Here is a 24,698-nt window from a genome sequence, read left to right on the forward strand (position 1 = left end):
GATTGCGAAGACGAGGATCCTGACAAAAGTTTATGACTTGCCGGCGACCGTCGGCAGGCTTCGTCGACGTCGCCCGCGTGCGGGGCCGGTGGCTCGATCGTGAGGTTTTCCCGCTTCATGACAACCATGCCTCCTCATGACCCGCGCTGGCCTCGATCTCGACCAGCAGGTCGTCGCGGCACACGTCCGCATGAACGACGAGCGGCCGCACGCCGGGGCCGGCCGCCTCGCGCAACACGCGCTCGATCGCGGCCAGCGCCGCGGCATCGCCGGCGTCGCGCACGTAGACGCGATAGCTCAGGTCGGCGAGCGAGAACGGGCCGTGCCCCTGGCGCGCGGCCTGCTCGAGCACGGCGGCGAGGTTCGCGACCGTCTCGCGCGTTTGCGCGACGACGTCGCCGTGATGCACGGTGCGGTGCCCGACGATGCTCGCGGTGCCCGACACGAACAGCACCGGCGCGGCATCGCGTTGCGACCACGCGGCGGCACGCGCGAACGTCGGCGCACGCGGGCCGTACTCCGCCGGATAGTGATACGCGCTGACCTGGCGCGGGTTCTCGACCGGATCGGCCGGCGTGCGGCTCGCGAGGAAATGGATCGCGAGCGGCGCGGCCGGCGATGCATCGCCCGCGACCGGCACGACCGAGCCGAGCGCGCATGCGGCCGGCACGCCGCCCGTCAGTGCGCGGCGGCACGCATCGAACGCGTGCTGGCGGCCGATATTGAACTGACGATAGCGCTCGATCCCGAACTGCACCGCATTGATCGCCGGCACCGTATTCCAGATGCGCAGCGGATGCGGCATGCCGAGCGAATCGAGCACGTCGAACAGCGTGCGGTATGCGTCGTGGGTCGCGCGTTCGAGCGGGGTGCCGATGTCGTGCGATTCATTCGCCTCGAGTGCTGCTTCGTGCACGACGATGCTGCCGAACACGAGGCCCGCCGTTTCGCTGTACCGATAGTGCAGCGCGCCGCGCCGTTCGCTGCGCAGGTCGCGCGCATGGCATTGCCAGATTTCGCAGACGGCGTCGTCCGGCGCGATGCCGGCGCCGAGCAGCGTCATCGGCACCGGGGCGACCGGCAAGTCGGGCACGACATCGGCCAGCATCCGTGCTGCCGCGTCCGCTCGTGATTCGGCGTGCGATGCCGTGTCCGCGCCAATGCACACCGCACCCAACGCGCCGGGAAACGCGCGCTCGAATCCATCGCCACGACCACGCGCATCGTGCAGCAACGCAGCGAGCCGCGCATGGCTCATCCGGACGAGCCGCAGTGCACCCTCGCTGTCGTGCGCGGGCGGCAAGCCCGATCGCGATGCGGCCGGCCCGGCCGCTGTCTGCCCGCGCACGACGGGCGCGGCAGAGGACGACAGGGAACACGGGCGCCGTTCGGCGTCGACTGGATGCACGGACACTTCGATTTCCTCACTATGCGGCGCAGGCCGCGCAACCTCGCGGCCTGCGCCGCGTTGCGTTACGTCACGCCGACGCTGCGCGCTTCGTCAGGCGAGCCCGCCGTTGACGGACAGCACCTGCCCCGTCACATAGGCCGCGGCGTCGGACACCAGGTACGCGACCATCGCCGCGACTTCGTCGGGCCGGCCCGCGCGCTGCGCGGGCACGAGCTGCTTGATGCGTTCCGCGGGAAACGCGTGCCCGGCCATCGGCGATTCGATGATGCCGGGCGCGACCGCGTTCACGGTGATGCCGCGCGACGCGAGCTCCAGCGACAGCGACTTCGTCGCGCCGATCAGCCCCGCCTTCGCGGCCGCGTAGTTGACCTGCCCGCGATTGCCGGTCACGCCGGCCACCGACGCGATGTTGACGATCCGGCCGCGCCGCGTGCGGATCATCGGCAACAGCAGCGGCTGCGTGACGTTGAAGAAGCCGTTGAGCGTCACGTCGAGCACGCTGTGCCATTGCCGGCGCGACATGCCGGCCAGCGGCGCATCGTCGTGAATGCCCGCGTTGTTGACGAGGATCTGCACCGGCGCATCGTCGATGAACGGCTGCAGCGCGGCGAGCGTCGCATCGGCGTCGGTCACGTCGAACGCGATCGCGTGCGCGGTGCCGCCGGCCGCGACGATCTGCTGCGCGACCGCCTCCGCCTGCGCGAGATGACGGTTCGCATGCACCCACACTTCATGGCCGGCCTGCGCGAGCGCCGTGCAGATCGCCTGCCCGAGTGCGCCGCTGCCGCCCGTCACGAGAGCCCGCATCGAATTGCTCCGTTCATCGCGTTCCCCCTCGATCGACGCGGCCGCGTATCGTCTGCCGATTGCGGCCGCCTGCCGTCATCATCTGCGCGTCGCGCCCGTGGCGCGACACCGTCACTTCGTGCGGTGCGCGGCGACGTACGCCGCCAGTGCACCGAGCGTCGCAAAGATCTTCTGGTTGTCCGGATTGTCCGAACGCAGCTCGAAGCCGTATTTCTTCGAGATCAGCAGTGCGATTTCCAGGATGTCGATGGAGTCGAGCCCGAAACCCTCGCCATACAGCGGGGTCTCGGCCGTCACGGTTTCGAGCGTGACGTCTTCGAGATTCAGTTCGCCGATGATCAGCGTGGCGAGCTCTTGTTCCAGTGCGTTCATCATGCGTGCGGGCAGGCGGCCCGTGGCAGCGGAAGGCGCCCGGAAACGGCTGTCGCCGTGCACGCCCGGCGCGTGCGAATCTCCGTCCCTCCGGCGTCTGCCGGCTTCCCCGCCTGCTTTATTGGGGGATTGTTTGTAAAAGTTACGCGGATTCTAGACGAACGGGTATCGGGCCGTATACCGCCAATGGTTACAGACTGGCGAGCCGGCTCCGCAGCCCGTTTCAGGACCTGAATGCATGAGACGCTTGAGCCGCTTTGGATGGAAATGGACCGACCCCGCGAAACCGTTCGTCCCGCGCCATACAATCGGTTACAAAACCCGTTCGCGCCCGCCCCGAACACGCGGTGCCGCGGCCCTAAAATGAGCGTGCCCGACCACCGGCCCGGACCTGCGTCCCGGCCGCCATTCATATGATGTTTGACGGCCCGACCACCGCGTCCGGCCACGATCCGCCCGATGTCGCCAGTCATGCCGCGCCCGTCCTTCCGCTCCGTTCCGGTTCGCCCGTCCGCCCGCTGCCGCCCGGCCGCCGGGCATGCGTTCGCGCGCCGTGTGCGCGGAGGCCGCCGATGAGCCGGCTGCTGCCCGTCGCGCCTGTCGCGCGCGGCATCGCCGCGGTCGGCGCCGTCGCGGCGTACCAGGCCGGCGCGCACTACGCGACCGCGACACCCGGCGCGCACGGCTTCGGCCTCGCGATGGCGCTGGTGCCGCCGCTGCTGCTTGCGCTCGGCGCGGCGCTGCGCTCGCCGCATCGCGCATGGCTCGTGCCGGCGTGGCTGCTTGCCGCCACCGTGCTGTGGGCCACACGCGTGCCGCTCGCCCGGCATTTCGAATGGGGCCTGTATCTGGAACACGCGAGTTTCAACCTCGCGATGGCGCTGCTGTTCGGCCGCACGCTCGCCGCCGGCCAGGTGCCGCTTTGCACGCGCTTCGCGACGATGATCCACGGCGCGATCACGCCGGCCGTCGCGCGCTACACCCGGCAGATCACGCTTGCGTGGACGCTGTTCTTCGTCGCGATCGCCGCCGTGTCGACGCTGCTGTTCGCGACCGCGCCGATCGTCACGTGGTCGACGTTCGCGAACTACCTGTCGCTGCCGCTCGTTGCCGTGATGTTCGCCGCCGAGCATGCGTGCCGGCGCTTCGCACTGCCGCACGAACCGCGGCCGCGCATGGTCGATGCCGTGCGCGCGTATCGCGCGACGACGCACGCATCGCAGCCGTCACGATGAATTCACGGCCGGCGCGCCGCGCCGGCCTTCGCTCCCGTTTCGACCGATTTATGCCGACTCACCCGCTGGTTTTCCATTCGTCGCCGGACCAGACGATCGCCTGGCGCGACGGCGCGCCCGTCACCGTGCGCGCATTCGTCGCCGACGTCGCGCGCGTGGCCGCCGCGCTGCCCGCCGGCGGCCACGTGTTCAACGTGTGCCGCGACCGTTACCGCTTCGCGGTCAGCCTGTGCGCGGCACTCGTTGCCGGCAAGATCAGCCTGCTGCCGTCGACGCACACGCCGGAAATGGTGCGCCAGCTCGCATCGTTCGCGCCCGACGCGTTCTGCCTGCACGACGCACCCGACTGCGCGATCGACCTGCCGCGCTTCGCGTACCCCGATGCCGCCCCCGGCGCGCTCGCGAGCGATGCGCCGTTCGTCGTGCCGCAGATCGATGCGGCGCGGATCATGGCCTACGTGTTCACGTCCGGCTCGACCGGCGCGCCGGTGCCGCACCGCAAGACCTGGGGCTTCCTGGTCGGCTGCGTGCGCGCGGCAGCCGACCGCCTCGGGCTGCTCGATGGCCGCGCGGCCACGCTGATCGGCACGGTGCCCGCGCAGCACATGTACGGCTTCGAGTCGACGGTGCTGCTCGCGCTGATCGGCGGCCTCGCGTTCAGCAATCGCCAGCCGTTCTACCCGGTCGACATTCGCGACGAACTCGCTGCGATCCCGCAGCCGCGCGTGCTCGTCACGTCGCCGATCCATCTACGTGCGCTGCTGGCGGCCGGCCAGGCGCTGCCGCCCGCGGCGCTCGTGCTGTCGGCCACGGCGCCGCTGTCGGAAAAGCTCGCTTGCGAAGCCGAAGCCGCACTCGACGCGCCGCTCGTCGAGATCTACGGCAGCACCGAGACCGGCCAGATCGCGACCCGCCGCACGTCGCAAGGCGCGACCTGGGCGTTGTTCCCGGGCATCCGGCTCGACGCGCGCGACGAACCGGCGAGCGACGACGGCGAGCCGACGATCTGGGTGTCGGGCGGGCACGTCGAGGCGCCCGTGCCGATGGGCGATGCGCTCGAACTGCTCGGCGACGGCCGGTTCCTGCTGCACGGCCGCAAGGCCGACCTCGTCAACATCGCCGGCAAGCGCACGTCGCTCGCGTACCTGAACCATCAGCTCAATGCGATTGCGCAGGTGATCGACGGCGTGTTCTTCATGCCCGACGAAGCCGCGCCCGCCCACGCCGGTGCGGGCCTCGAACCGGTCACGCGCCTCGTCGCGCTGGTCGTCGCGCCGACGCTCGCGGCCGCCGATCTGCAGCGCGCGCTGCGCGAGCGGATCGATCCCGCGTTCATGCCGCGCCCGCTCGTGTTCGTCGACGCGCTGCCGCGCAACGAAACCGGCAAGCTGCCGCGCGACGTGCTCGCCGCGCTCGTTGCGCAACATGCGCGCACCGCAGCCGCGCCGACGCCCATCCGCAACCCGGCCGGCACGCCCGCGCCGGCGCTCGGGTTCACGATCCCCGCCGATCACCCGGCACTGCCCGGCCACTTCCCCGGCCATCCGGTCGTGCCGGGCGTCGTGCTGCTCGATCACGCAATCCATGCGATCGGTGCGGCGCTCGACCGTCCGCTGCACACGTGGCGGCTCGGGTCCGCGAAATTCCTGAGCCCGGTCGCACCCGGCGAACCGCTCGATCTCGCGTACGACGCCGCGGCGAGCGGTGCGATCCGCTTCACGCTGCGCGCCGGGGCGCGCGAGGTCGCAAGCGGCGTGCTGTCCGCGCCGCCGACCGCGCAGGATGGCGCGCAGCCATGAAGCGCACCGCGTGGGCCGAACGCCAGGAGCGCAGCAACGCAGGCTTGCTGCGCGCGATGACGTGGATCTCGCTGCGCTTCGGCCGGCAGCGCGCGCGCGTCGTGCTGCACCTGATCGCGACGTATTTCGTGCTGTTCTCGCCGGTCGCGTGCGCGGCGTCGCGCGACTACCTGCGCCGCGTGCTCGGCCGCCCCGCGCGCTGGCGCGACGTGTACCGGCACGTGTTCACGTTCGCGGCAACGATCCACGACCGCATCTACCTGATGAACGGACGCTTCGACCTGTTCGACATCCGGCTGCACGGTGAAACGCTCGTCGACGACGCGCTCGCGGGCGGACGCGGCGCGTTCCTGATGGGCGCCCATCTCGGCAGCTTCGAGGTCGTGCGCGCGATCGGCCGCACGCACCCGGACCTGCGCGTGGTCGTGACGATGTACGAGAAGAACGCGCGCAAGATCAACGCGACGCTAGCGGCGGTGAATCCCGCCGCGCAGCCGGAAGTGATTCCGCTCGGGCAGGTCGACTCGATGCTGAAGGTGCGCGAGCGCCTCGACGCGAACTGCATGGTCGGCATGCTCGCCGACCGCACGCTGCTCGACGACGCGGCCGCGTCGCTGCGCCGGCTGCCGCTGCTCGGCGCGCCGGCCGCGTTCCCGCTCGGGCCGCTCTACATGGCCGCGATGTTGAAGCGCCCGGTGATCTTCATGACGGGCCTCTATCGCGACGGCAACCGCTACGATGTGCACTTCGAGACGCTCGCCGATTTCTCCGACGTGCGGCGCGACGCGCGCGCGGCGGCCGTCGACGCGGCACTCGCGCGCTACGTCGCGCTGCTCGACCGGTACTGCCGCGCGGCGCCGTACAACTGGTTCAACTATTTCGACTTCTGGCAAGGCGGCGATGCCGCGACCGTGACCGTTCGCAGCGACACTGCGTGCGCCGGTGCCGGCCTGTCCGCCACGAGGGATTCCGACGCATGACCGCCGTTCGCCGCTGCCTGCCCACGCTTCCGTCCGCGCTGCGCCGCGCCGTCCGCACGCTGGCCGTCACCGTCGCGGCAACCGCCGCCATGACCGCGCTGGCTGCCGCGCCCGCGCAGGCGGCCGACACGGCACCGGCGTGGAACCTCGACCGGTTGATGTCGACGCTTGCGCAACACAAGTCAGGGCGCGCGACGTTCACCGAGACAAAGTACCTGTCGATCGCGACGCAGCCGGTCGAATCATCCGGCGAACTCGTATTCGTCGCGCCCGACCATCTCGAGAAGCACACGCTGAGCCCGAAGCCCGAACACCTCGTCGTCGATGGCGACATGCTCACCGTCGAGCGCAACAACCGCAAGTTCACGCTCGCGCTCGCACGCTATCCGGAACTCGGCGCGTTCATCGACAGCATCCGCGCGACGCTCGCCGGCAACCGCTTCGCGCTCGAACAGGTGTACAAGGTCGCGCTCGCCGGGCGCGGCGACGACTGGACGCTGACGCTCACGCCGCTCGACTCGCGGATGCTGAAGGTCGTCAGCACGATCACGCTCGACGGCACGCGCGACGTGTTGCGCAGCGTCGCGATCCGGCAGGCCGACGGCGACCGTTCGGTGATGCGGCTGCAGCCCGTTCCGGCGAACCCGAACTGATGGACGAACGCACCCGCCCCCTCGCGTCACCGGTCGCACGCCGCCTGCATGCGCTGCGGCAGCGCGCGGTGCTCGTGTGGCTGCTCGCGCTCATCGCGTGCGGCATCGCGATCGGGCGCGCGCACTTCACGGCCGACCTGTCCGCGTTCCTGCCGAGCGCGCCGAGCGCCGGGCAGCGCGTGCTCGTCGACCAGTTGCGCGACGGCGTCGTGTCGCGGCTGATCCTGGTCGCGATCGACGGCGGCGATGCCACGACGCGCGCCGCGCTGTCGCGACGCGTCGCCGGCGCGCTGCGCACCGATCCGCAATTCGCGGCCGTTCACAACGGCGAAGCCGCGAACGACGCGCGCGATCGCCAGCTCATCTTCGATCACCGCTACCTGCTGAGCCCCGCCGTCACGCCGCAGCGCTTCAGCGCCGCCGGCCTGCATCAGGCGCTCGGCGACAGCCTCGACCTGCTGAGTTCGTCGGCCGGCCTCGTGGCCAAGGCGATGCTGCCGCGCGACCCGACCGGCGAAGTTGCCACGCTCGTCGACCAGTTCGACAGCGCGGCGGAACCGGCGAGCCGCGACGGCGTGTGGGCGTCGCGCGACGGCACGCGCGCGGTGCTCGTCGTGCAGACGGCCGCCGCCGGTTCCGATACCGACGCGCAGGCCCGCGCGATCGACTCCGTGCGCCGCGCGTTCGCCGCCGCGCAGCAGGCCGTGCCGAACGCCGCCGCGACCACGCTCGCGATGACGGGCCCCGGCGTGTTCTCGGTCGACACGCGCGACACGATCCGGCACGACGTCGAGCGGCTGTCGACGGCGAGCGTCGTGCTGATCGTCGCGCTGCTGCTGACGCTGTACCGTTCGCCGCGCACGCTCGCGCTCGGCTTGCTGCCGGTGCTGACGGGTGTCGCTGCGGGCATCGCGGCGGTCAGCCTCGCGTTCGGCACGGTTCACGGGCTGACGCTCGGCTTCGGCACGACGCTGATCGGCGAAGCCGTCGACTATTCGATCTACCTGTTCGTGCAATCGGCGCAGGCCGGCACGCGCGGCACGGCGCGCCCGGCCGACGCGACGCGCGCATGGGTCGCCGCGTACTGGCCGACGATCCGGCTCGGCGTGCTGACGTCCGTGTGCGGGTTCGCGTCGATGCTGTTCTCCGGATTCCCGGGCCTCGTGCAGCTCGGGCTGTATTCGATCGTCGGGCTGGCGGCCGCCGCGCTCGTCACGCGCTTCGTGTTGCCGCACCTGCGCGGCGAGCATGTCGCGATCCGCGACGTGTCGCGCGTCGGCGCCGTGCTCGCGCGTGCGGCCGACGCCGCGCCGCGGCTGCGCTGGCCGCTCGCCGTGCTGGTGATCGCCGCCGTCGCGACGCTCGTGCTGCATCGCGACGGTTTGTGGAGCCGCGAACTCGCCGCGCTCAGCCCCGTTCCGGCGCAAGCGCAAGCGCTCGACGCGCGGCTGCGCGCCGATGTCGGCGCACCCGATGTGCGCTATCTCGTCGTGATTTCTGCATCGACCGAACAGGCCGCGCTCGAAGGCGCCGAAAAGGTGGCCGCGCAATTGCAGCCGCTGGTCGACCGGGGCGCACTCGCCGGCTTCGAAAGCCCTGCGCGCTACCTGCCGAGCGAGGCCGCACAGCGCGCGCGCCAGGCGAGCCTGCCGGATGCCGGGGTGCTCGCCGCGCGGATGCGCGACGCCGTCGCGAACCAGCCGATCGCGGTCAAGCCCGACCTGTTCGCACCGTTCATCACCGATGTCGGGGCCGCGCGCCACGCACCGCTGCTGACGCGCGCGGACTTGCGCGGCACGTCGATGGCGCTTGCCGTCGATGCGCTGCTGACCGAACGCGACGGCCGCTGGAGCGCGATGCTGCCGCTGCGCGCGCCGGACGCCGCCCGCACCGCGCAACCGGCATCGAGCCTCGATGCCACGCCGATTCGCGAAGCCGTCGCCCGCGCGGGCGTGCCCGATGCGCTGTTCGTCGACATGAAGGCGGAAGCCGATCGCCTGTACGTGAGCTATGTGCACGAGGACCTCCGGCTGTCGCTCGCGGGTTTTGCCGCGATCGCCGTGCTGCTGCTGATCGCACTGCGCTCGCCGCGCCGCGTCGTGCACGCGCTCGCGCCGCTCGTCGCGGCCGTGCTGGTCGTGACGGCCGGATTCGCGCTCGCCGGCGTGCAGCTGACGATCCTGCATCTCGTCGGGATGCTGCTGATCGTCGCGGTCGGGTCGAACTACGCGCTGTTCTTCTGCAAGCGCGACGACGCGCAGCCCGTCACGCCGTACACGCTCGTGTCGCTGCTGATCGCGAACCTCGCGACGGTCGCCGGCTTCGGGCTGCTGGCGCTGTCACGCGTGCCGCTGCTCGAAACCTTCGGGCTGACCGTCGGCCCGGGCGCGATGCTCGCGCTCGCGTTCGCGGCGATTCTCGCGCCGCGCGCGGCTGACGGTATGGCCATCAACCGTCATCGAGGAGGCCGCGCATGAACGCGCCGTCGTCCGCCCCGTCGCGACAGCCCGGCGATACGCGCCGCTGGAAGCCGACGCCGCTGATCGCGGGCACGGCCGCGCTGCATGCGGGCGCGGCGGCGGCCGTCGTCGCTCAGCCGGCCGCATGGCCGTGGGCGGTCGGCGGCGTGGTCGCGTCGCATCTCGCGCTGACCGCCGCCGGCCTGTGGCCGCGCAGCACGCTGCTCGGCCCGAACTGGACGCGCCTGCCTGCCAACGCGGGCCGCCGCATCGCGCTGACGATCGACGACGGCCCGGATCCGGACGTCACGCCGCGCGTGCTCGACCTGCTCGACCGTTACGACGCGCGCGCGACGTTCTTCTGCATCGGCGATCTCGCGCGCCGTCATCCGCGCTGGATCGAGGCGATCGTCGCGCGCGGTCACGCGGTCGAGAACCACAGCCAGCGGCACCGCCATACGTTCTCGCTGTCGGGGCCCGCCGCGCTGCGACGCGAGATCGCGGCCGCGCAGCAGACGCTGACCGAGATCGCCGGCACGCGCCCGCTGTTCTTCCGTGCGCCGGCCGGCCTGCGCAACCCGTTTCTCGAGCCGGTGCTGTGCGAACTCGGCCTGCAGCTGGCGAGCTGGACGCGGCGCGGCTTCGACACACGCACGCGCGATGCGGCGACCGTCACGCGCCGCCTGCTGCACGGCCTCGCGGCGCGCGACATCCTGCTCGTGCACGACGGCCACGCGGCGCGCGATGCGCGCGGCGAACCGGTCGTGCTCGACGTGCTGCAAGCGGTGCTGCGCGCGGCCGCCGATGCGCAATTGCACTGGACCACGCTGCGCGCGGCGCTCGCGCCGCAGCCGCCCGGCGGGCCGGGTGAGCCGGCCAATTCGGCACCCCCGTTTGATAAAATCTGACCTCGAACGGCGCGCCTGCCAGCCCTGCTGCGGCGCCCGTTCCGGCCACCGGATGCGACCCTCGTGAAACCTCTCCTGCTCTCGCACTTCACCGCCACCAGCTGCATCGGCCGCGGCCTCGATGCGACCCTCGATGCGCTGCGCGACGCGCGCGGCGGGCTTACACCCTGCCACTTCGAAGGTGTGGATCTCGACACGTGGATCGGCGCGGTGGACGGCGTCGATGCGCAGCCCGTGCGGGCCGACCTCGCCGACTTCGCGTGCCGCAACAACCGCCTCGCGCAACTCGGCCTCACGCAGGACGGCTTCGACGCACGCGTCGCGGCGGCCGTCGCGCGCTATGGGGCGGCACGCGTCGGCGTGTTCATCGGCACGAGCACGGCCGGCATCCTCGAAACCGAGCACGCATACCAGCGCCGCGATCCGGCGAGCGGCGCGCTGCCCGCCGACTTCCGCTACGCACAGACGCACAACCCGTATTCGCCGGCCGCGTTCGTGCGCGCGTTTTTCGCGCTGCGCGGGCCGGCGATGGCGATCTCGTCCGCGTGCTCGTCCGGCGCGAAAGTGTTCGGCTCCGCGCGCCGCATGATCGAGGCGGGCTTGATCGACGCGGCCGTCGTCGGCGGCGTCGATTCGCTGTGCCTGACGACGCTGTACGGCTTCAATTCGCTCGAGCTGCTGTCGCGCCAGCCGTGCCGGCCGTTCGACGTCGCGCGCGACGGCATCTCGATTGGCGAAGCCGCCGCGTTCGCGCTCGTCGAACGCATGCCCGACCCGCCCGTCGCACTCGACGCCGATGCGATCCTGCTGCTCGGCATCGGCGAATCGAGCGACGCGCATCACATGTCGTCGCCGCATCCGGACGGGCTCGGCGCACGCGTCGCGATCGAGCAGGCGCTTGCATCCGCCGGCCTGGGCGCAACCGACATCGACTACGTGAACCTGCACGGCACCGCGACGCCGAGCAACGACGCGGCCGAAAGCCGCGCGATCGGCGCGCTGTTCGCCAGCACGCCGTGCAGCTCGACGAAGGGCGCGACCGGCCATACGCTCGGCGCGGCGGGTGCGCTCGAGGCCGTCGTCGCCGCGCTCGCGCTGCGCGAGCAGTTCGTGCCGGCCGGCGTCAACACGACACAGCCCGACCCGGCACTCGCCGCCGACTACGTGCTCGCGAGCCGCGATACCCGCGTGCGCGCCGTCCTGTCCAATTCGTTCGGCTTCGGCGGCACGAATTGCAGCCTGATCCTCGGCCGCGCCGACCACGCCCGCCGTTGAGGCCCGCCATGACACTCACCGCCTTCATCGAAAGCATCGGCCTCATCGGGCCCGGATTGAACGACTGGCCGCACGCGGCCGACGTGCTCGCGGGCCGCGTGCCGTATGCGCCCGCCCGCACCGAGCTGCCGCCGCCGGCCGGCCTGCCGTCGGCCGAGCGCCGCCGCACCGGCCCCGTCGTGCGCGTGGCGCTCGCGGTCGGCCACGAAGCGGTGGCCGCGAGCGGACGCGACGCCGCGACGCTCGCAACCGTATTCAGTGCGTCGGGCGGTGACGGCCAGAATTGCCACGCGATCTGCGAGACGCTGGCGGGCGACGATCGCCAGCTGTCGCCGACGCGCTTCCACAACTCCGTGCACAACGCGCCTGCCGGCTACTGGAGCATCGCGACCCGCGCGATGGCGACGTCGAACGTGCTGTGCGCGCACGACGGCAGCTTTGCCGCGGGCCTGCTGGAAAGCCTGTGCCAGGTCGTGGTCGATCGCGTGCCGACCCTGCTGATCGCGTACGACACCGACTATCCGGAACCGCTGCACGCGGTACGCCCGATCGATGACGCGTTCGGCGTGGCACTCGTGCTCGCGCCCGAAGCAAGCGAGCGCGCGCTCGCCCGCATCGACGTGCAGCTCGCCGACGCGCCCGCCACGCCGCTCGCGCGTGCCGAACTCGACGCACTGCGCGCCGGCAATCCGGCCGCGCGCGTGCTGCCGCTGCTCGGCGCCATCGCCGCGCGACGTTCGACGCGCGTCGTGCTCGACTACCTGGCCGATACGCGCGTGCAGGTCGACGTCGCGATGCCGGATACGTTCGCGGAGCGCGCGTGATGACCGCGACGATCCCGCTCGCGCCGCCGCTCGACCATGCATGGATCGCCGCGCACATTCCGCACGGCGGCGCGATGTGCGTGCTCGATACGGTCGATGCCTGGGATGCCGCCCAAATCCGCTGCACCGCGACGAGCCACCGTGATCCGCACAACCCGCTGCGCTCGCACGGACGGCTTGCCTCCGTCTGCGGGATCGAATACGCGGCGCAGGCGATGGCCGTGCACGGCGCGCTGCTCGGTGCGCACGAAGCGCGCCCGCGCGTCGGCTATCTGGCGAGCGTGCGCAACGTCGACGCATTCGTCGACCGGCTCGACACGTTCGCGCAGCCGCTCGTCGTCGAAGCGGAACGCGTGAGCGGCGACGCCCGCTCGGTGCTGTACGGCTTCGCACTGCGCTGCGGCGATCGCGTGCTGCTGTCCGGCCGCGCCGCGGTGATGCTCGACGCGTTGGCAGCCGGCGATGCGAATCCTCGATGAAGCCGCTTACTCAAGAGAAGGAAACCAGGTCGTGAAAGTTCGTCAGTTCATTGGCACCGCGCTCGTTCTGGCGCTGATCAGCCCGATCGCGCACGCGGACATGTCGGAAGTGAAGCAGGACATCAAGCGCGATTCGAAGGAAGCCGCGCACAAGACCGGCGAGGCGGCCCGCAGCTTCGGCCACGCGACCGCGAGCGCCGCGAAGGCGGTCGGGCACGGGGTCGCACACGCGTCGCGCGAAGGCTGGGATGCCACCAAGCGCACGACGAAGCGGATCTTCCACAAGAACGACTCGGGCGAGTCGGGCGGGAAGAGCGAAAAGAACGATTGATCAAGGGCATCGCGCGCATCGCCGGAGGCATGCGCGCGATGCACGACCGCTCGTCAAGCGTGACGCGTCACTGCCTCGATGCCGCCGTCAACGCGCGCCGCGCAGGCGGCGTGCCGGCCGGGCCCGCCCGCGTGCGAAGCACCTGCCGTACGCGACGAGCGAGCAATCGCGATGATCGAAGTTCCGCAGCAGCCGCGCACGGCGCCGCTCGAGCCAGTAGAGCGAGACTGTCATCGTCAGCGCGACGGCCAGTGCCGTGCCGCCGATCACAAGTCCCATCCAGGTATCGCCCATGCCTTCTCCGGAATGCGAAGCCGAAGCGGCGCGCCTGCCGCCGCCCTGGCACTGGATAGTGCGGAACGCAGCCCGGCAGGTGCGCGCACGCCGCCGGGCCGCCACGCGTCAATGCATGTGCTGGCCGCCGTTGATCGCGATGTTGGAGCCCGTCACGAAGCCGGCCTCCTCCGAGCACAGGTAAGCCACCAGCGCGGCGACTTCCTCGGGCTTGCCGAGCCGGCCCGCCGGAATCTGCGGGAGGATCTTCGAGTCGAGGATATCCTGCGGGATCGCCGTGACCATCTTCGTCGCGAGGTAGCCCGGCGACACCGTGTTCACCGTCACGCCCTTGCGCGCGATCTCGAGCGCGAGCGATTTCGTGAAGCCGTGCATGCCGGCCTTCGCGGCCGCATAGTTGGTCTGGCCGACCGAACCCTTCGAACCGTTCACCGACGAGATGTTGACGATGCGGCCCCAGCCGCGCTCGACCATGCTTTCGCACACCGGCTTCGTCATGTTGAACACGGAATCGAGGTTGGTGCGGATCACCGCATCCCAGTTGACCTTGTCGAGCTTGCGCAGCGTCATGTCGCGCGTGATGCCCGCGTTGTTCACGAGAATGTCGACCGGGCCGACGTCCCGAGCGATCTTCTCGATGCATTGCTGGCACGAATCGTGATCGGCCACGTCCACCGGGTACGCGTGGAACTCACGGCCGGCCGCATGCATCTCGGTCAGCCAGCGGTCCGCGCCGGTGTTGTTCGGCGAATACGTGACGACTACCCGGTGGCCCGCGTCGTTCAACCTGATGCTGACCGCTTCGCCGAGGCCGCCCATTCCACCAGTCACTACTGCAATTCGCTTAGTCATCCTATTAATTACCGACAAAAAAGTAATCGATCAAGGCGGAGCGGCGGCGTCGCTCACGCTGCCGCCCCACCGCTTCGATGCGCAGCCGCCCGCGTCGCGGGTGCGGCACGCACCGGCACCTCGCGCTTGTTGTTGACTGCTTGTCGTGCGCGAAAACCGCTTCGCCCGCGTGCGGTGCTGGCCGCTGCCGCCCGCGGGACGAGTCGTCAGACCCTGCTCAGGCGCGCTGGACCGCGAGCGCGACACCCATCCCGCCGCCGATGCACAGCGACGCCAGCCCGCGCTTCGCATCGCGCTTGGCCATCTCGTGCAGCAGCGTCACCAGGATCCGGCAACCCGACGCGCCGATCGGGTGGCCGATCGCGATCGCTCCGCCGTTCACGTTCACCTTCGACGTGTCCCAGCCCATCTGCTTGTGCACCGCCAGCGCCTGCGCCGCGAATGCCTCGTTGATCTCCATCAGATCCAGGTCGCCCGGCGTCCAGCCCGCGCGCTCCAGGCACCGGCGCGATGCCGGCACCGGGCCCATCCCCATCACGCTCGGATCCACGCCCGCGTTCGCGTATGCCTTGATCCGCGCCAGCGGCGTCAGGCCGAGTGCCGCCGCCTTCTGCGCCGACATCACCAGCACCGCCGCCGCGCCGTCGTTCAGCCCCGACGCGTTCGCCGCCGTCACCGAGCCGTCCTTCGAGAACGCCGGCTTCAGCCCGGCCAGCGATTCCGCCGTCACGCCGTGACGCACGAATTCATCGGTGGCGAACTGCAGCGGCTCACCCTTGCGTTGCGGAATCGCCACCGGCACGATTTCATCGTCGAAGCGGCCGGCCTTCTGCGCCGCTTCCGCCTTGTTCTGCGACAGCGCCGCGAACGCGTCCTGCTCTTCGCGCGTGATCCCGTATTCCTTCGCGACGTTCTCCGCCGTGATGCCCATGTGGTACTGGTTGTACACGTCCCACAGGCCGTCGACGATCATCGTGTCAACCAGCTTCGCGTCCCCCATCCGGAACCCGTCGCGCGAGCCCGGCAGCACGTGCGGCGACGCGCTCATGTTCTCCTGGCCGCCCGCGATCACGATCTCCGCATCGCCCGCGACGATCGCGTTCGCGGCCAGCATCACGGCCTTCAGGCCCGAGCCGCACACCTTGTTGATCGTCATCCCCGGCACTGCCGTCGGCAGCCCGGCCTTGATCAGCGACTGCCGCGCCGGGTTCTGCCCGGAACCGGCCGTCAGCACCTGGCCCATGATCACTTCGCTGACCTGCTCGGGCTTCACGCCCGCACGCTCCAGCACCGCGCGGATCACCGTCGCGCCCAGCTCGGGCGCCGCAATCTTCGCAAGCGAACCGCCGAATTTGCCGACCGCGGTCCGCGCGGCCGATACGATCACTACATCCGTCATGTCCAGTTCCTGCATCGAAATCAGTTCGTCGTTTTGACGCCGGCGCGTGCCGGCCTCGGCTGGCGATCGCGCATCCCGGGCCATTCGGCGCGATAGCGCTCGCACGCCGCCGTAGGGCGCGCGGCGCCCGTTCGAACGGGCGGCACACCGGTACGGCTCGCCGGTTCACCGGCGTCTTGCGGCAAACCGGACACTTGCCGGACGCCACGCGGCACACGCGGCGTCCGGCACCATCCGGCGCCGATCAATTCGTGTCGCGCCCGTGCGCGACACGTGCTTGCGTGGCTACGCGATTACGCAGCCGATTCGCGTGCGGCCGCGGCGTCCTTGCGTGCGACGGCAGCCGTTTGCTTCGCGCCACGCGTGGCCGTTTCGCTGACCGCATCGAAGCCGCTTTGCGCGGCTTCGATCGCCTGGCCGGTCGCGGCGCGCACCGAATCGGCTGCGGCGGTCGCCGCCGACAGCGCCGAGTTCAGCGCGGCCACCACCGGTGCCGAGCCGGCCGGCGCATGCTTCGACAGTTCGCCGAGCACGTCCTTCAGGCGCTTGTCGTTCTGTTCGTATTGCGCTTGCGCGACCTTCGCCCATTCGGACTGCGTCGACACCGCGATGTCGAACAGATGGCGGCCGTACGACACGGCCTTGCCGGCCGCTTCCTGCGGTGCGGCGACCTGCTGCGCGAAGCCCACGGCCGGGTTGCTGCTGTTGAATGCGTTCTTCAGCTTGTCCTCGTATTCCTCGAGCGCCGTCCGGGCCGCTTGCAGGTTGAGTTCGACGACAGCCTCGAAACCTTGGATCGCCGGACGGGCAATTGCGAACCACGCTGCAATACCGGATTGATATTCGGCGTTGATTTTTTCGGGGGCAAATACGGACATCGGGCACGCTCCTGTTAGCAATGCGAGAGACGACGTAAAGAAAATTGGAAGCCGGATCGACAGCAGGCTTCCTTATTGACAACCCGGCACTTATTTGAGTGCGGGAAGTTGAAGGAGCCCATTCTAGATCGATTAATTGTCAATTAAATGGCATTAATGCTAGGTGTAAACCCTTATTTCCATCCAGGCGGCCGCTGGAACCCGTGATGCGCCGACATCGCAGACGATGCCCGCACCTCACTCGGTCCCGCAATGCATTTTTACCTTTTTACAGGATAACGGATCATGACGTCGCGCAACATTTACCAATCCATTATTCCGTTTATTAGAAAACCGGGACGCATTGAAAATGTAGCGGTCACTTATGTAATCGTTTTTTCTGGATTTATTATGAAATCGTTTTCGGGATTATTAATGACGAAATCAATGATCGGATGAATTACGGTCGCAATAAAAAAACGGCCGCATGATGCGGCCGCGGATTCGTCAGGCAGGTGCGGAATCAGCCGGCCAGTTCGCGATGCAGCGCGAGGAACTCCTGCGCGAGCTTGTGCCCGGGTTCCAGATGGATCACCGGCTTGGACTGCTGATGCGACTCGCGAATCTTCACCGACGCCGACAACCTCGACGCGAGCACCGGCAGCCCCTCCTCGACGAGTTCGTCGACCAGCCGCTGCGGCAGGCTCGCCCGCGGCTGGAACTGGTTGATCACGATCCCTTCCACCTCGAGCGCCGCGTTGTGGTCCTGCTGGATTTCCTTCACGTTCTCGAGCAGCGTGTACAGCGCGCGACGCGAGAAATCGTCGCAGTCGAACGGGATCAGGCAGCGCTCGACCGCAATCAGCGCCGAGCGCGTATAGAAATTCAGCGCGGGCGGCGTGTCGATGTACACGGCGTCGTAGGTGTCGAGCTCGTTCAGCGCATCACGCAGCTTGTAGATCTTGTAGCGCGACTCGAGCTTGCCGTGCAGCGTGTCGAGTTCCGGATGCGCGGGCATCACGTCGAGCCCTTCGAACGGGGTCGGATGAATGAACGACGCGACGTCGACCGGGCGGAAGTTGAAGGTCAGCGCGGTTTCGAAGAAATCGGCGACACCCGGCTGCGCGTCGGCTGCGGCGTCGCCGAGCAGGTAGCGCGTCGAGTTCGCCTGCGCATCGAGATCGATGACGAGCGTGCGCAGCCCTTCGCTCGCGCTGATCGCCGCCAGGTTGCAGACGATCGTCGATTTTCCCACGCCGCCCTTCTGGTTGAATACGACCCGCCGCATTGTGTCTCCTCGATCGAATACGTCGAAAAGGCAAGCTTAGCCGGTCAATAATGGCGGTCGCGTGACGCAGGTCGAATTGTGCGCATTCTGGCACGGGGTGTCTCAGCGGCGCGTCACCGGCCCCGAGACGTACTGGTTGCCCGGGACGCTCCAGCGCCACGGCAGTTCCGTGCCGACACGAATGCCGATGCGCGGGCCGCCCGCCAGATCGGCGGGCGGCGCGATGCCATCGTCGACGATCGCGAACCCTTCGTGCGCACCGATCAGGTCGACACCGTCCTGCGCACCGCCGATCCCCATCGCCTGAGTCAGCCGCGCCGGCCCCCGGCACAGGTCGCGATCGCGCGTCCGCGGCGGCCGTGCCGCACGCATTTGCTCGAGCCCGTGCAGCGGCTCGAGCGCACGGATCAGCACGCCCGTTCCCGTGCCATCCGGGCCGCACACGCAGTTGCAGCACCAATGCATGCCATACGTGAAATAGACATACAGGTGCCCCGGCGGCCCGAACATCGTCGCATTGCGCGGCGTCTTGCCGCGGTAGGTATGCGCAGCCGGGTCGATCGCACCGGCATAGGCTTCCACTTCGACGATCCGCCCGGCACGGCCGTCCGCGGCCGCGAGGATCTTGTTCAGCAGTTGCGGCGCGACGTCGGTGGCGACTCGGTCGAAGAATGCGCGGGGCAGCACGGTGCCCGGCCACAGGGGCGAGGGTTCACCGCGCCGCATCCTGCCCCTCCAGTTGGAGACCGGAAACGGCCCTCGCCTGCAGACGAAGCTGACGGTATGCGTCGACCAGATCGTCGAGACTGAACGCGAGGTTTCGCCCGCTCGGATTGGGCAGCACCCAGACGCTCGCCCCCTGCATCCGGGCCGGTTGCAGCCCCCACTCGATTTCTCGCTGCCCGGAAAGCGCGGAGTACGCCGCCTTGCCGAGAAAGGCGACGAAGCGCGGCGCGTAGCGCGCCAGCTTCTGGTCGAACTCGGCAGCCGCGGCAATGAATTCCGCGCGCGAAAGCTGATCGGCGCTCGCGGTCGGCCGCTTCACCACCGCGGTCAGGCCGCAGCCATATTGAAGAATCGCATGATCGTCCTGCGGCGAGATTTCCGCCGCCGTGAAGCCCGCGAGATGGATCACGCGCCAGAAGCGGTTGCCTCTCCCGGCGAAGTGATGCCCGGTCGCGGCCGCGGTCAAGCCGGGGTTGATCCCGCAAAACAGCACGTCGAGATGCGGTGCGATGAGGTCGGGAAGTTCGTCAGCCACGGTTTGCCTGGCGCGCAAGGAACATCGACGTAAACGAAACAAGGCCCGAAGGCCCGGGCCAAGCAACTGGCTTGACTCGGACGTTCGGGCCCATCGTGATGCGGGATGCCGACTTGCCGATCAGAACGGAATATCGTCGTCCATCTCGTCGAAGCCGCCGCCTGCCGGTGCGCTCGGACGGCTTTGCGCGCCGCCGCCTGCACCGCCACGCGCTGCGCCGCCGGCACGACCGCCGCCGCCACCGCCGCGCTCCATCTGCTCGCCACGGCCACCGCCGCCGCCACCACCGTAGCCGCCGCCGTAACCGCCTTCGTCACCGCCACCACCGCCGCCGCCGCCCGCACCGCGGCCGCCGAGCATCTGCATCTGGTCGGCGACGATTTCGGTCGAGTAACGATCCTGGCCGTCCTGACCCTGCCACTTGCGCGTGCGGATGCGGCCTTCGATATAGACCGACGAACCTTTCTTCAGGTACTCGCTGACGATTTCCGCCAGACGACCGAAGAACGCGACGCGATGCCACTCGGTCATTTCCTTGAAATCGCCGCTAGCCTTGTCCTTGTAGCGGTCGGTCGTCGCGAGACGGATGTTCGCAACCGCGTCGCCGCTCGGCAGGTAACGGACTTCAGGATCGGCGCCGAGATTGCCGACGAGGATGACCTTGTTGACGGATGCCATGTGTTTCTCCAGTAAATTCGATGCCGGGCCGCCCGCTCATGCTGTCGGTGCGGCCCGCCGGGCAAGCCGGCGAAAGTCGCCGGGGCCTGCCCGAAATGAGTTCAGGCCTTGCGCGGCGGCGCTTTCATGCTGGCCGCGATTATAAGCCACGCGGCAACGAGCCCCGAACACGTGTAGAAGACCGTATTGGCCCCACCGTGCTTCAGCAGCCAGCCGCCCACGATACCGCCGAGCGCGAGCCCGACCGACTGCGTGGTGTTGTAAACACCCGTGGCCGCGCCCTTGCGCGAACCGGGCGCGAGCTTCGACACGAGCGACGGCTGCGACGCTTCCAGGATGTTGAAGCCGAGGAAGTAGACGAAAAGAACCGCCGCCACAATCAGGATGGTATGCGGCGCGCTGCCCAGCAGCAATTGGCCGATCAGGATAGCCAGGATGCCGCCGAGCAGCACCGGTTTCATCTTGCCCCGTTTTTCCGCGACGATGATCGCCGGAACCATCATCACGAACGCGAGCCCCATCACCGGCAGATAGACCTTCCAGTGCGAGGCGACCGGCAGGCCGCCGTCGACGAGCAGGCGCGGCACGACGAGGAACAGCGCCGTCTGCGTCGCGTGCAGCACCAGCACGCCGAAGTTCAGGCGCAGCAGCTCGACGTTGTGCAGCACCTCGGCGAACGGCGCGGGCACGTGCACGGGCTTGGCCGCATCGGGCACGATCCACAGCACGACGCCGATCGCGAGGATCGACAGCACGCCGACGATCGCGAACAGCCCGCTCATCCCGACCCAGTGGAACACGATCGGCGCACCGACGATCGCGACCGCGAACGACACGCCGATCGAGCCGCCGACCATCGCCATCGCCTTCGTGCGGTTCTGCTCGGAGGTCAGGTCGGCGATGAACGCGAGCACCGCGGACGACACCGCGCCCATCCCCTGGATCACGCGGCCGACGATGATCCACGTGATGTCGTGCGCGGACGCGGCGACGAAGCTGCCGATCGCGAAGATCACGAGGCCGGTCGCGATCACCGGCTTGCGGCCGAACTTGTCGGACGCCCAGCCGTAGAAGATATAGAACAGCGACTGCGTGACGCCGTAGGCCCCGAGCGCGATGCCGACGAGCAGCACGTTGTCGCCGCCCGGGATGGTTTTCGCGTAGACCGAGAACACCGGCATGATCATGAACAGGCCGAGCATGCGCAGCGCGAAGATCGCCGCGAGCGACGTGGTCGCGCGCAATTCGGGCGCGGTCATGCGGGAAGACGTGGCAGACGGATTGGACATCGGGAATGAATTTCGAATGATCGGAATGTCCGCCCGACACCGGGCGGCGGAAGATCAGGACCAGCGGCCCGGGAGGCTTGGCCGGCAACACGTCGGGGCAGGATTCAGGCAGCCCGCAGGCCGCCCGGAACCGCGCGGCGCGGCCGCTGCGGCCACTTTTCCCGGCGCAGGCGCCATCTTGCTGCCACCTGCTGCTAAGGCTGGGGACCCCAAACGACGGCCTCGAAAAGCCGTTATAGTAGCAGGTTTGGTTCCCTCCATTTTCGCCAGGTTCATGGAACAGATCCGCATCCGTGGGGCGCGTACCCACAACCTGAAAAACGTCAATCTCGACCTGCCGCGCCACAAGCTGGTCGTGATTACCGGGTTGTCCGGATCGGGCAAGTCGTCGCTCGCGTTCGATACCCTTTATGCCGAAGGCCAGCGCCGCTACGTCGAAAGCCTGTCCGCGTATGCCCGCCAGTTCCTGCAGCTGATGGAGAAACCCGACGTCGACCTGATCGAAGGCCTGTCGCCGGCGATCTCGATCGAGCAGAAGGCGACGTCCCACAACCCGCGTTCGACCGTCGGCACGGTCACGGAAATCCACGACTACCTGCGACTTTTGTTCGCACGTGTCGGCACGCCGTACTGTCCCGACCACGACATCCCGCTGGAAGCGCAAAGCGTGTCGCAGATGGTCGACGCGGCGCTCGCGTTGCCCGAGGAAACCAAGCTGATGATCCTCGCGCCCGTCGTCGCGGATCGCAAGGGCGAGCATGCCGAGCTGTTCGAGGACATGCAGGCGCAGGGTTTCGTGCGCTTTCGCGTGCGCTCGGGCGGCGGCGCCGCGAACGAAGGCGTCGCGAAGATCTACGAGGTCGAGTCGCTGCCGAAGCTGAAGAAGAACGACAAGCACACGATCGACGTCGTCGTCGATCGTCTCAAGGTGCGCCCGGACATGAAGCAGCGCCTCGCCGAATCGTTCGAGACGGCGCTGCGCCTCGCCGACGGCCGCGCGATCGCGCTCGAGATGGACACCGACCGCGAGTACCTGTTCAGCTCGAAGTTCGCGTGCCCGATCTGCTCGTACTCGCTGCAGGAGCTCGAGCCGCGCCTGTTCTCGTTCAACAACCCGATGGGCGCGTGCCCGGAATGCGACGGCCTCGGCCAGATTACGTTCTTCGACCCGAAGCGGGTCGTCGCGCACCCGTCGCTGTCGCTCGCCGCCGGCGCCGTGAAAGGCTGGGACCGCCGCAACCAGTTCTACTTCCAGATGCTGCAGAGCCTCGCGGCGTTCTACGAATTCGACATCGACGCCGCGTTCGAGGATCTGCCGGAAAAGATCCGGAAGGTGCTGCTGTTCGGCTCGGGCAAGCAGACGATCCCGTTCTCGTACATCAACGAGCGCGGCCGCACGACGATCCGCGAGCACGTGTTCGAAGGGATCATCCCGAACCTCGAACGCCGCTACCGCGAGACCGATTCGGTCGCGGTGCGCGAAGAGCTGTCGAAGTACCAGAACAATCAGCCGTGCCCGTCGTGCGACGGCACGCGCCTGCGCCGCGAAGCGCGCCACGTGCGGATCGGCACGGGCGACTACGCGCGCGGCATCTTCGAAATCAGCGGCTGGCCGCTGCGCGACGCGCTCGGCTATTTCGACGGGCTGTCGCTCGACGGCGCGAAGCGCGAGATCGCCGACAAGGTCATCAAGGAAATCGTCGCGCGCCTCACCTTCCTGAACAACGTCGGCCTCGACTACCTGTCGCTCGAGCGCAGCGCGGAAACCCTGTCGGGCGGCGAGGCGCAGCGCATCCGGCTCGCGTCGCAGATCGGCTCGGGCCTCACGGGCGTGATGTACGTGCTCGACGAGCCGTCGATCGGCCTGCACCAGCGCGACAACGACCGCCTGATCGCGACCCTCAAGCACCTGCGCGACCTCGGCAACTCGGTGATCGTCGTCGAGCACGACGAGGACATGATCCGCACCGCCGACTACGTCGTCGACATGGGCCCGGGCGCCGGCGAGCACGGCGGCGTGATCGTGGCCGAGGGCACGCCGAAGCAGGTGCAGTCGAATCCGCAGTCGCTCACCGGCCAGTACCTGCTCGGCAAACGCGTGATCGAGTACCCGGACGAGCGGCTCGCGCCCGATCCGGAGCGGATGCTGCGCATCGTCGACGCGCACGGCAACAACCTGAAGCACGTCGATCTGGAGCTGCCGGTCGGCCTGCTGACCTGCATCACCGGCGTGTCGGGCTCCGGCAAGTCGACGCTGATCAACGACACGCTGTATCACGCGGTCGCGCGCCACCTGTACGGCTCATCGGCCGAGCCGGCGCCGCACGAGGCGATCGAGGGCCTCGAGCACTTCGACAAGGTGATCAACGTCGACCAGTCGCCGATCGGCCGCACGCCGCGCTCGAACCCGGCCACGTATACGGGCCTGTTCACGCCGATCCGCGAGCTGTTCTCGGGCGTGCCGACCTCGAAGGAGCGCGGCTACGATCCGGGCCGTTTCTCGTTCAACGTGAAGGGCGGCCGCTGCGAATCGTGCCAGGGCGACGGCGTGCTGAAGGTGGAAATGCACTTCCTGCCGGACGTCTACGTGCCGTGCGACGTGTGCCACGGCAAGCGCTACAACCGCGAAACGCTCGAAGTGCAGTACAAGGGCAAGAACATCAGCGAAGTGCTCGACATGACGGTCGAGCACGCGTACGAATTCTTCAGCGCGGTGCCGGTCATCGCGCGCAAGCTGAAGACGCTGCTCGACGTCGGCCTCGGCTACATCCGCCTCGGCCAGTCGGCCACGACGCTGTCGGGCGGCGAGGCGCAGCGCGTGAAGCTGTCGCTCGAACTCTCCAAGCGCGACACCGGCCGCACGCTGTACATCCTCGACGAGCCGACCACCGGCCTGCACTTCCACGACATCGCCCTGCTGCTGGAAGTGATCCACCGGCTGCGCGACCAGGGCAACACGGTCGTGATCATCGAGCACAACCTCGACGTGATCAAGACGGCCGACTGGGTGATCGACCTCGGCCCCGAAGGCGGTGCCGGCGGCGGCCAGATCATCGCGCAGGGCACGCCCGAGCAGGTCGCGAAAACGAAGGCGAGCTTTACCGGCAAATACCTCGCGCCGCTGCTCAAGCGCACGGCCCGCAAGGTCGCGGCCGGCTGACGCGTCGCCTGCCTCCCCTCCCGCGCGGCCGCCCGGCCGCGCGCCCTTGCGCCCCGCCGAACCGGCCCCTTCTCGTTTTCCCTCCGG

At 69.0% G+C, this 24,698-nt stretch carries 23 protein-coding genes; 11 read left to right on the top strand and 12 right to left on the bottom strand.

The window, feature by feature from the left end:
• Nucleotides 1-115: 115 nt before the first annotated feature.
• The 3 genes from CFB45_RS15550 to CFB45_RS15560 form a co-directional block, all read right to left on the bottom strand.
• A complete protein-coding gene (locus tag CFB45_RS15550; RefSeq protein ID WP_089426327.1) occupies nucleotides 116-1,414 on the bottom strand; it encodes a chorismate transformation enzyme, FkbO/Hyg5 family in 1,299 nt (432 codons plus the stop codon).
• An 87-nt stretch (nucleotides 1,415-1,501) separates the two neighbouring features.
• A complete protein-coding gene (gene fabG, locus CFB45_RS15555; protein ID WP_089426328.1) occupies nucleotides 1,502-2,218 on the bottom strand; it encodes a 3-oxoacyl-ACP reductase FabG in 717 nt (238 codons plus the stop codon).
• A 111-nt stretch (nucleotides 2,219-2,329) separates the two neighbouring features.
• Nucleotides 2,330-2,590, bottom strand: a complete 261-nt coding sequence (locus CFB45_RS15560) for a phosphopantetheine-binding protein (RefSeq protein WP_039360173.1) — start codon at nucleotides 2,588-2,590, stop codon at nucleotides 2,330-2,332.
• 572 nt (nucleotides 2,591-3,162) lie between these two features.
• Here CFB45_RS15560 and CFB45_RS15565 point away from each other — a divergent pair.
• From CFB45_RS15565 to CFB45_RS15610, 10 genes are all read left to right on the top strand, one after another.
• A complete protein-coding gene (locus CFB45_RS15565) occupies nucleotides 3,163-3,825 on the top strand; it encodes a hypothetical protein (protein WP_089426653.1) in 663 nt (220 codons plus the stop codon).
• A gap of 50 nt (nucleotides 3,826-3,875) precedes the next feature.
• Nucleotides 3,876-5,624 carry an acyl-CoA synthetase family protein gene (locus CFB45_RS15570; RefSeq protein ID WP_089426329.1) on the top strand — a complete coding sequence of 583 codons (1,749 nt, stop codon included), beginning with the start codon at nucleotides 3,876-3,878 and terminating at the stop codon, nucleotides 5,622-5,624.
• On the top strand, nucleotides 5,621-6,604 hold the full coding sequence (locus CFB45_RS15575; protein WP_089426330.1) for an LpxL/LpxP family acyltransferase: 984 nt from the start codon (nucleotides 5,621-5,623) through the stop codon (nucleotides 6,602-6,604). Before CFB45_RS15570 ends, CFB45_RS15575 begins: the two co-directional genes overlap by 4 nt.
• A complete protein-coding gene (locus CFB45_RS15580) occupies nucleotides 6,601-7,257 on the top strand; it encodes an outer membrane lipoprotein carrier protein LolA (RefSeq protein WP_089426331.1) in 657 nt (218 codons plus the stop codon). Before CFB45_RS15575 ends, CFB45_RS15580 begins: the two co-directional genes overlap by 4 nt.
• Complete coding sequence (locus CFB45_RS15585; RefSeq protein WP_089426332.1) at nucleotides 7,257-9,734, top strand: MMPL family transporter; 2,478 nt, start codon at nucleotides 7,257-7,259, stop codon at nucleotides 9,732-9,734. The genes CFB45_RS15580 and CFB45_RS15585 overlap by 1 nt, the downstream gene beginning before the upstream one ends.
• Complete coding sequence (locus CFB45_RS15590; RefSeq protein ID WP_089426333.1) at nucleotides 9,731-10,624, top strand: polysaccharide deacetylase family protein; 894 nt, start codon at nucleotides 9,731-9,733, stop codon at nucleotides 10,622-10,624. Before CFB45_RS15585 ends, CFB45_RS15590 begins: the two co-directional genes overlap by 4 nt.
• A 63-nt stretch (nucleotides 10,625-10,687) precedes the next feature.
• Nucleotides 10,688-11,899 carry a beta-ketoacyl-[acyl-carrier-protein] synthase family protein gene (locus CFB45_RS15595; protein WP_089426334.1) on the top strand — a complete coding sequence of 404 codons (1,212 nt, stop codon included), beginning with the start codon at nucleotides 10,688-10,690 and terminating at the stop codon, nucleotides 11,897-11,899.
• Nucleotides 11,900-11,907: 8 nt separating this feature from the next.
• Nucleotides 11,908-12,723 (top strand): beta-ketoacyl synthase chain length factor, encoded by an 816-nt coding sequence (locus CFB45_RS15600; protein WP_089426335.1) that lies wholly within the window; start codon nucleotides 11,908-11,910, stop codon nucleotides 12,721-12,723.
• Entirely contained in the window at nucleotides 12,723-13,202 is a 480-nt protein-coding gene (locus tag CFB45_RS15605) for a hotdog family protein (protein WP_089426336.1), read from the top strand. The genes CFB45_RS15600 and CFB45_RS15605 overlap by 1 nt, the downstream gene beginning before the upstream one ends.
• Nucleotides 13,186-13,533, top strand: coding sequence for a hypothetical protein (locus tag CFB45_RS15610; RefSeq protein ID WP_089426337.1), 348 nt, complete (start codon nucleotides 13,186-13,188; stop codon nucleotides 13,531-13,533). Before CFB45_RS15605 ends, CFB45_RS15610 begins: the two co-directional genes overlap by 17 nt.
• Nucleotides 13,534-13,620: 87 nt before the next feature.
• On the opposite strand, the gene CFB45_RS15615 is transcribed toward CFB45_RS15610, so the two are convergent.
• The 9 genes from CFB45_RS15615 to CFB45_RS15655 form a co-directional block, all read right to left on the bottom strand.
• Nucleotides 13,621-13,827: a hypothetical protein gene (locus CFB45_RS15615; protein WP_089426338.1), complete on the bottom strand. Its 207-nt coding sequence runs from the start codon at nucleotides 13,825-13,827 to the stop codon at nucleotides 13,621-13,623.
• Nucleotides 13,828-13,935: 108 nt separating this feature from the next.
• Nucleotides 13,936-14,679, bottom strand: a complete 744-nt coding sequence (gene phbB / locus CFB45_RS15620) for an acetoacetyl-CoA reductase (protein ID WP_041492959.1) — start codon at nucleotides 14,677-14,679, stop codon at nucleotides 13,936-13,938.
• Between the two features lie 217 nt (nucleotides 14,680-14,896).
• On the bottom strand, nucleotides 14,897-16,078 hold the full coding sequence (locus CFB45_RS15625; RefSeq protein ID WP_089426654.1) for an acetyl-CoA C-acetyltransferase: 1,182 nt from the start codon (nucleotides 16,076-16,078) through the stop codon (nucleotides 14,897-14,899).
• Nucleotides 16,079-16,371: 293 nt separating this feature from the next.
• Nucleotides 16,372-16,956 (bottom strand): TIGR01841 family phasin, encoded by a 585-nt coding sequence (gene phaP / locus CFB45_RS15630; protein WP_089426339.1) that lies wholly within the window; start codon nucleotides 16,954-16,956, stop codon nucleotides 16,372-16,374.
• A 502-nt stretch (nucleotides 16,957-17,458) separates the two neighbouring features.
• A complete protein-coding gene (locus tag CFB45_RS15635) occupies nucleotides 17,459-18,223 on the bottom strand; it encodes a ParA family protein (protein ID WP_039345972.1) in 765 nt (254 codons plus the stop codon).
• A 102-nt stretch (nucleotides 18,224-18,325) separates the two neighbouring features.
• Nucleotides 18,326-18,949, bottom strand: coding sequence for a DNA-3-methyladenine glycosylase (locus CFB45_RS15640; RefSeq protein WP_089426340.1), 624 nt, complete (start codon nucleotides 18,947-18,949; stop codon nucleotides 18,326-18,328).
• A complete protein-coding gene (gene mug, locus CFB45_RS15645; RefSeq protein WP_089426341.1) occupies nucleotides 18,936-19,484 on the bottom strand; it encodes a G/U mismatch-specific DNA glycosylase in 549 nt (182 codons plus the stop codon). Before mug ends, CFB45_RS15640 begins: the two co-directional genes overlap by 14 nt.
• Nucleotides 19,485-19,604: 120 nt before the next feature.
• Complete coding sequence (locus tag CFB45_RS15650; RefSeq protein ID WP_059233184.1) at nucleotides 19,605-20,162, bottom strand: single-stranded DNA-binding protein; 558 nt, start codon at nucleotides 20,160-20,162, stop codon at nucleotides 19,605-19,607.
• A 101-nt stretch (nucleotides 20,163-20,263) separates the two neighbouring features.
• A complete protein-coding gene (locus CFB45_RS15655) occupies nucleotides 20,264-21,451 on the bottom strand; it encodes an MFS transporter (RefSeq protein ID WP_089426342.1) in 1,188 nt (395 codons plus the stop codon).
• Nucleotides 21,452-21,725: 274 nt separating this feature from the next.
• Here CFB45_RS15655 and uvrA point away from each other — a divergent pair, with 274 nt between their 5' ends.
• Nucleotides 21,726-24,611, top strand: coding sequence for an excinuclease ABC subunit UvrA (gene uvrA / locus CFB45_RS15665; RefSeq protein WP_089426343.1), 2,886 nt, complete (start codon nucleotides 21,726-21,728; stop codon nucleotides 24,609-24,611).
• The last annotated feature ends 87 nt before the right edge of the window (nucleotides 24,612-24,698 follow it).

The organism is Burkholderia sp. HI2500, from assembly GCF_002223055.1.
In the GTDB taxonomy this organism is placed as follows: Bacteria; Pseudomonadota; Gammaproteobacteria; order Burkholderiales; family Burkholderiaceae; genus Burkholderia.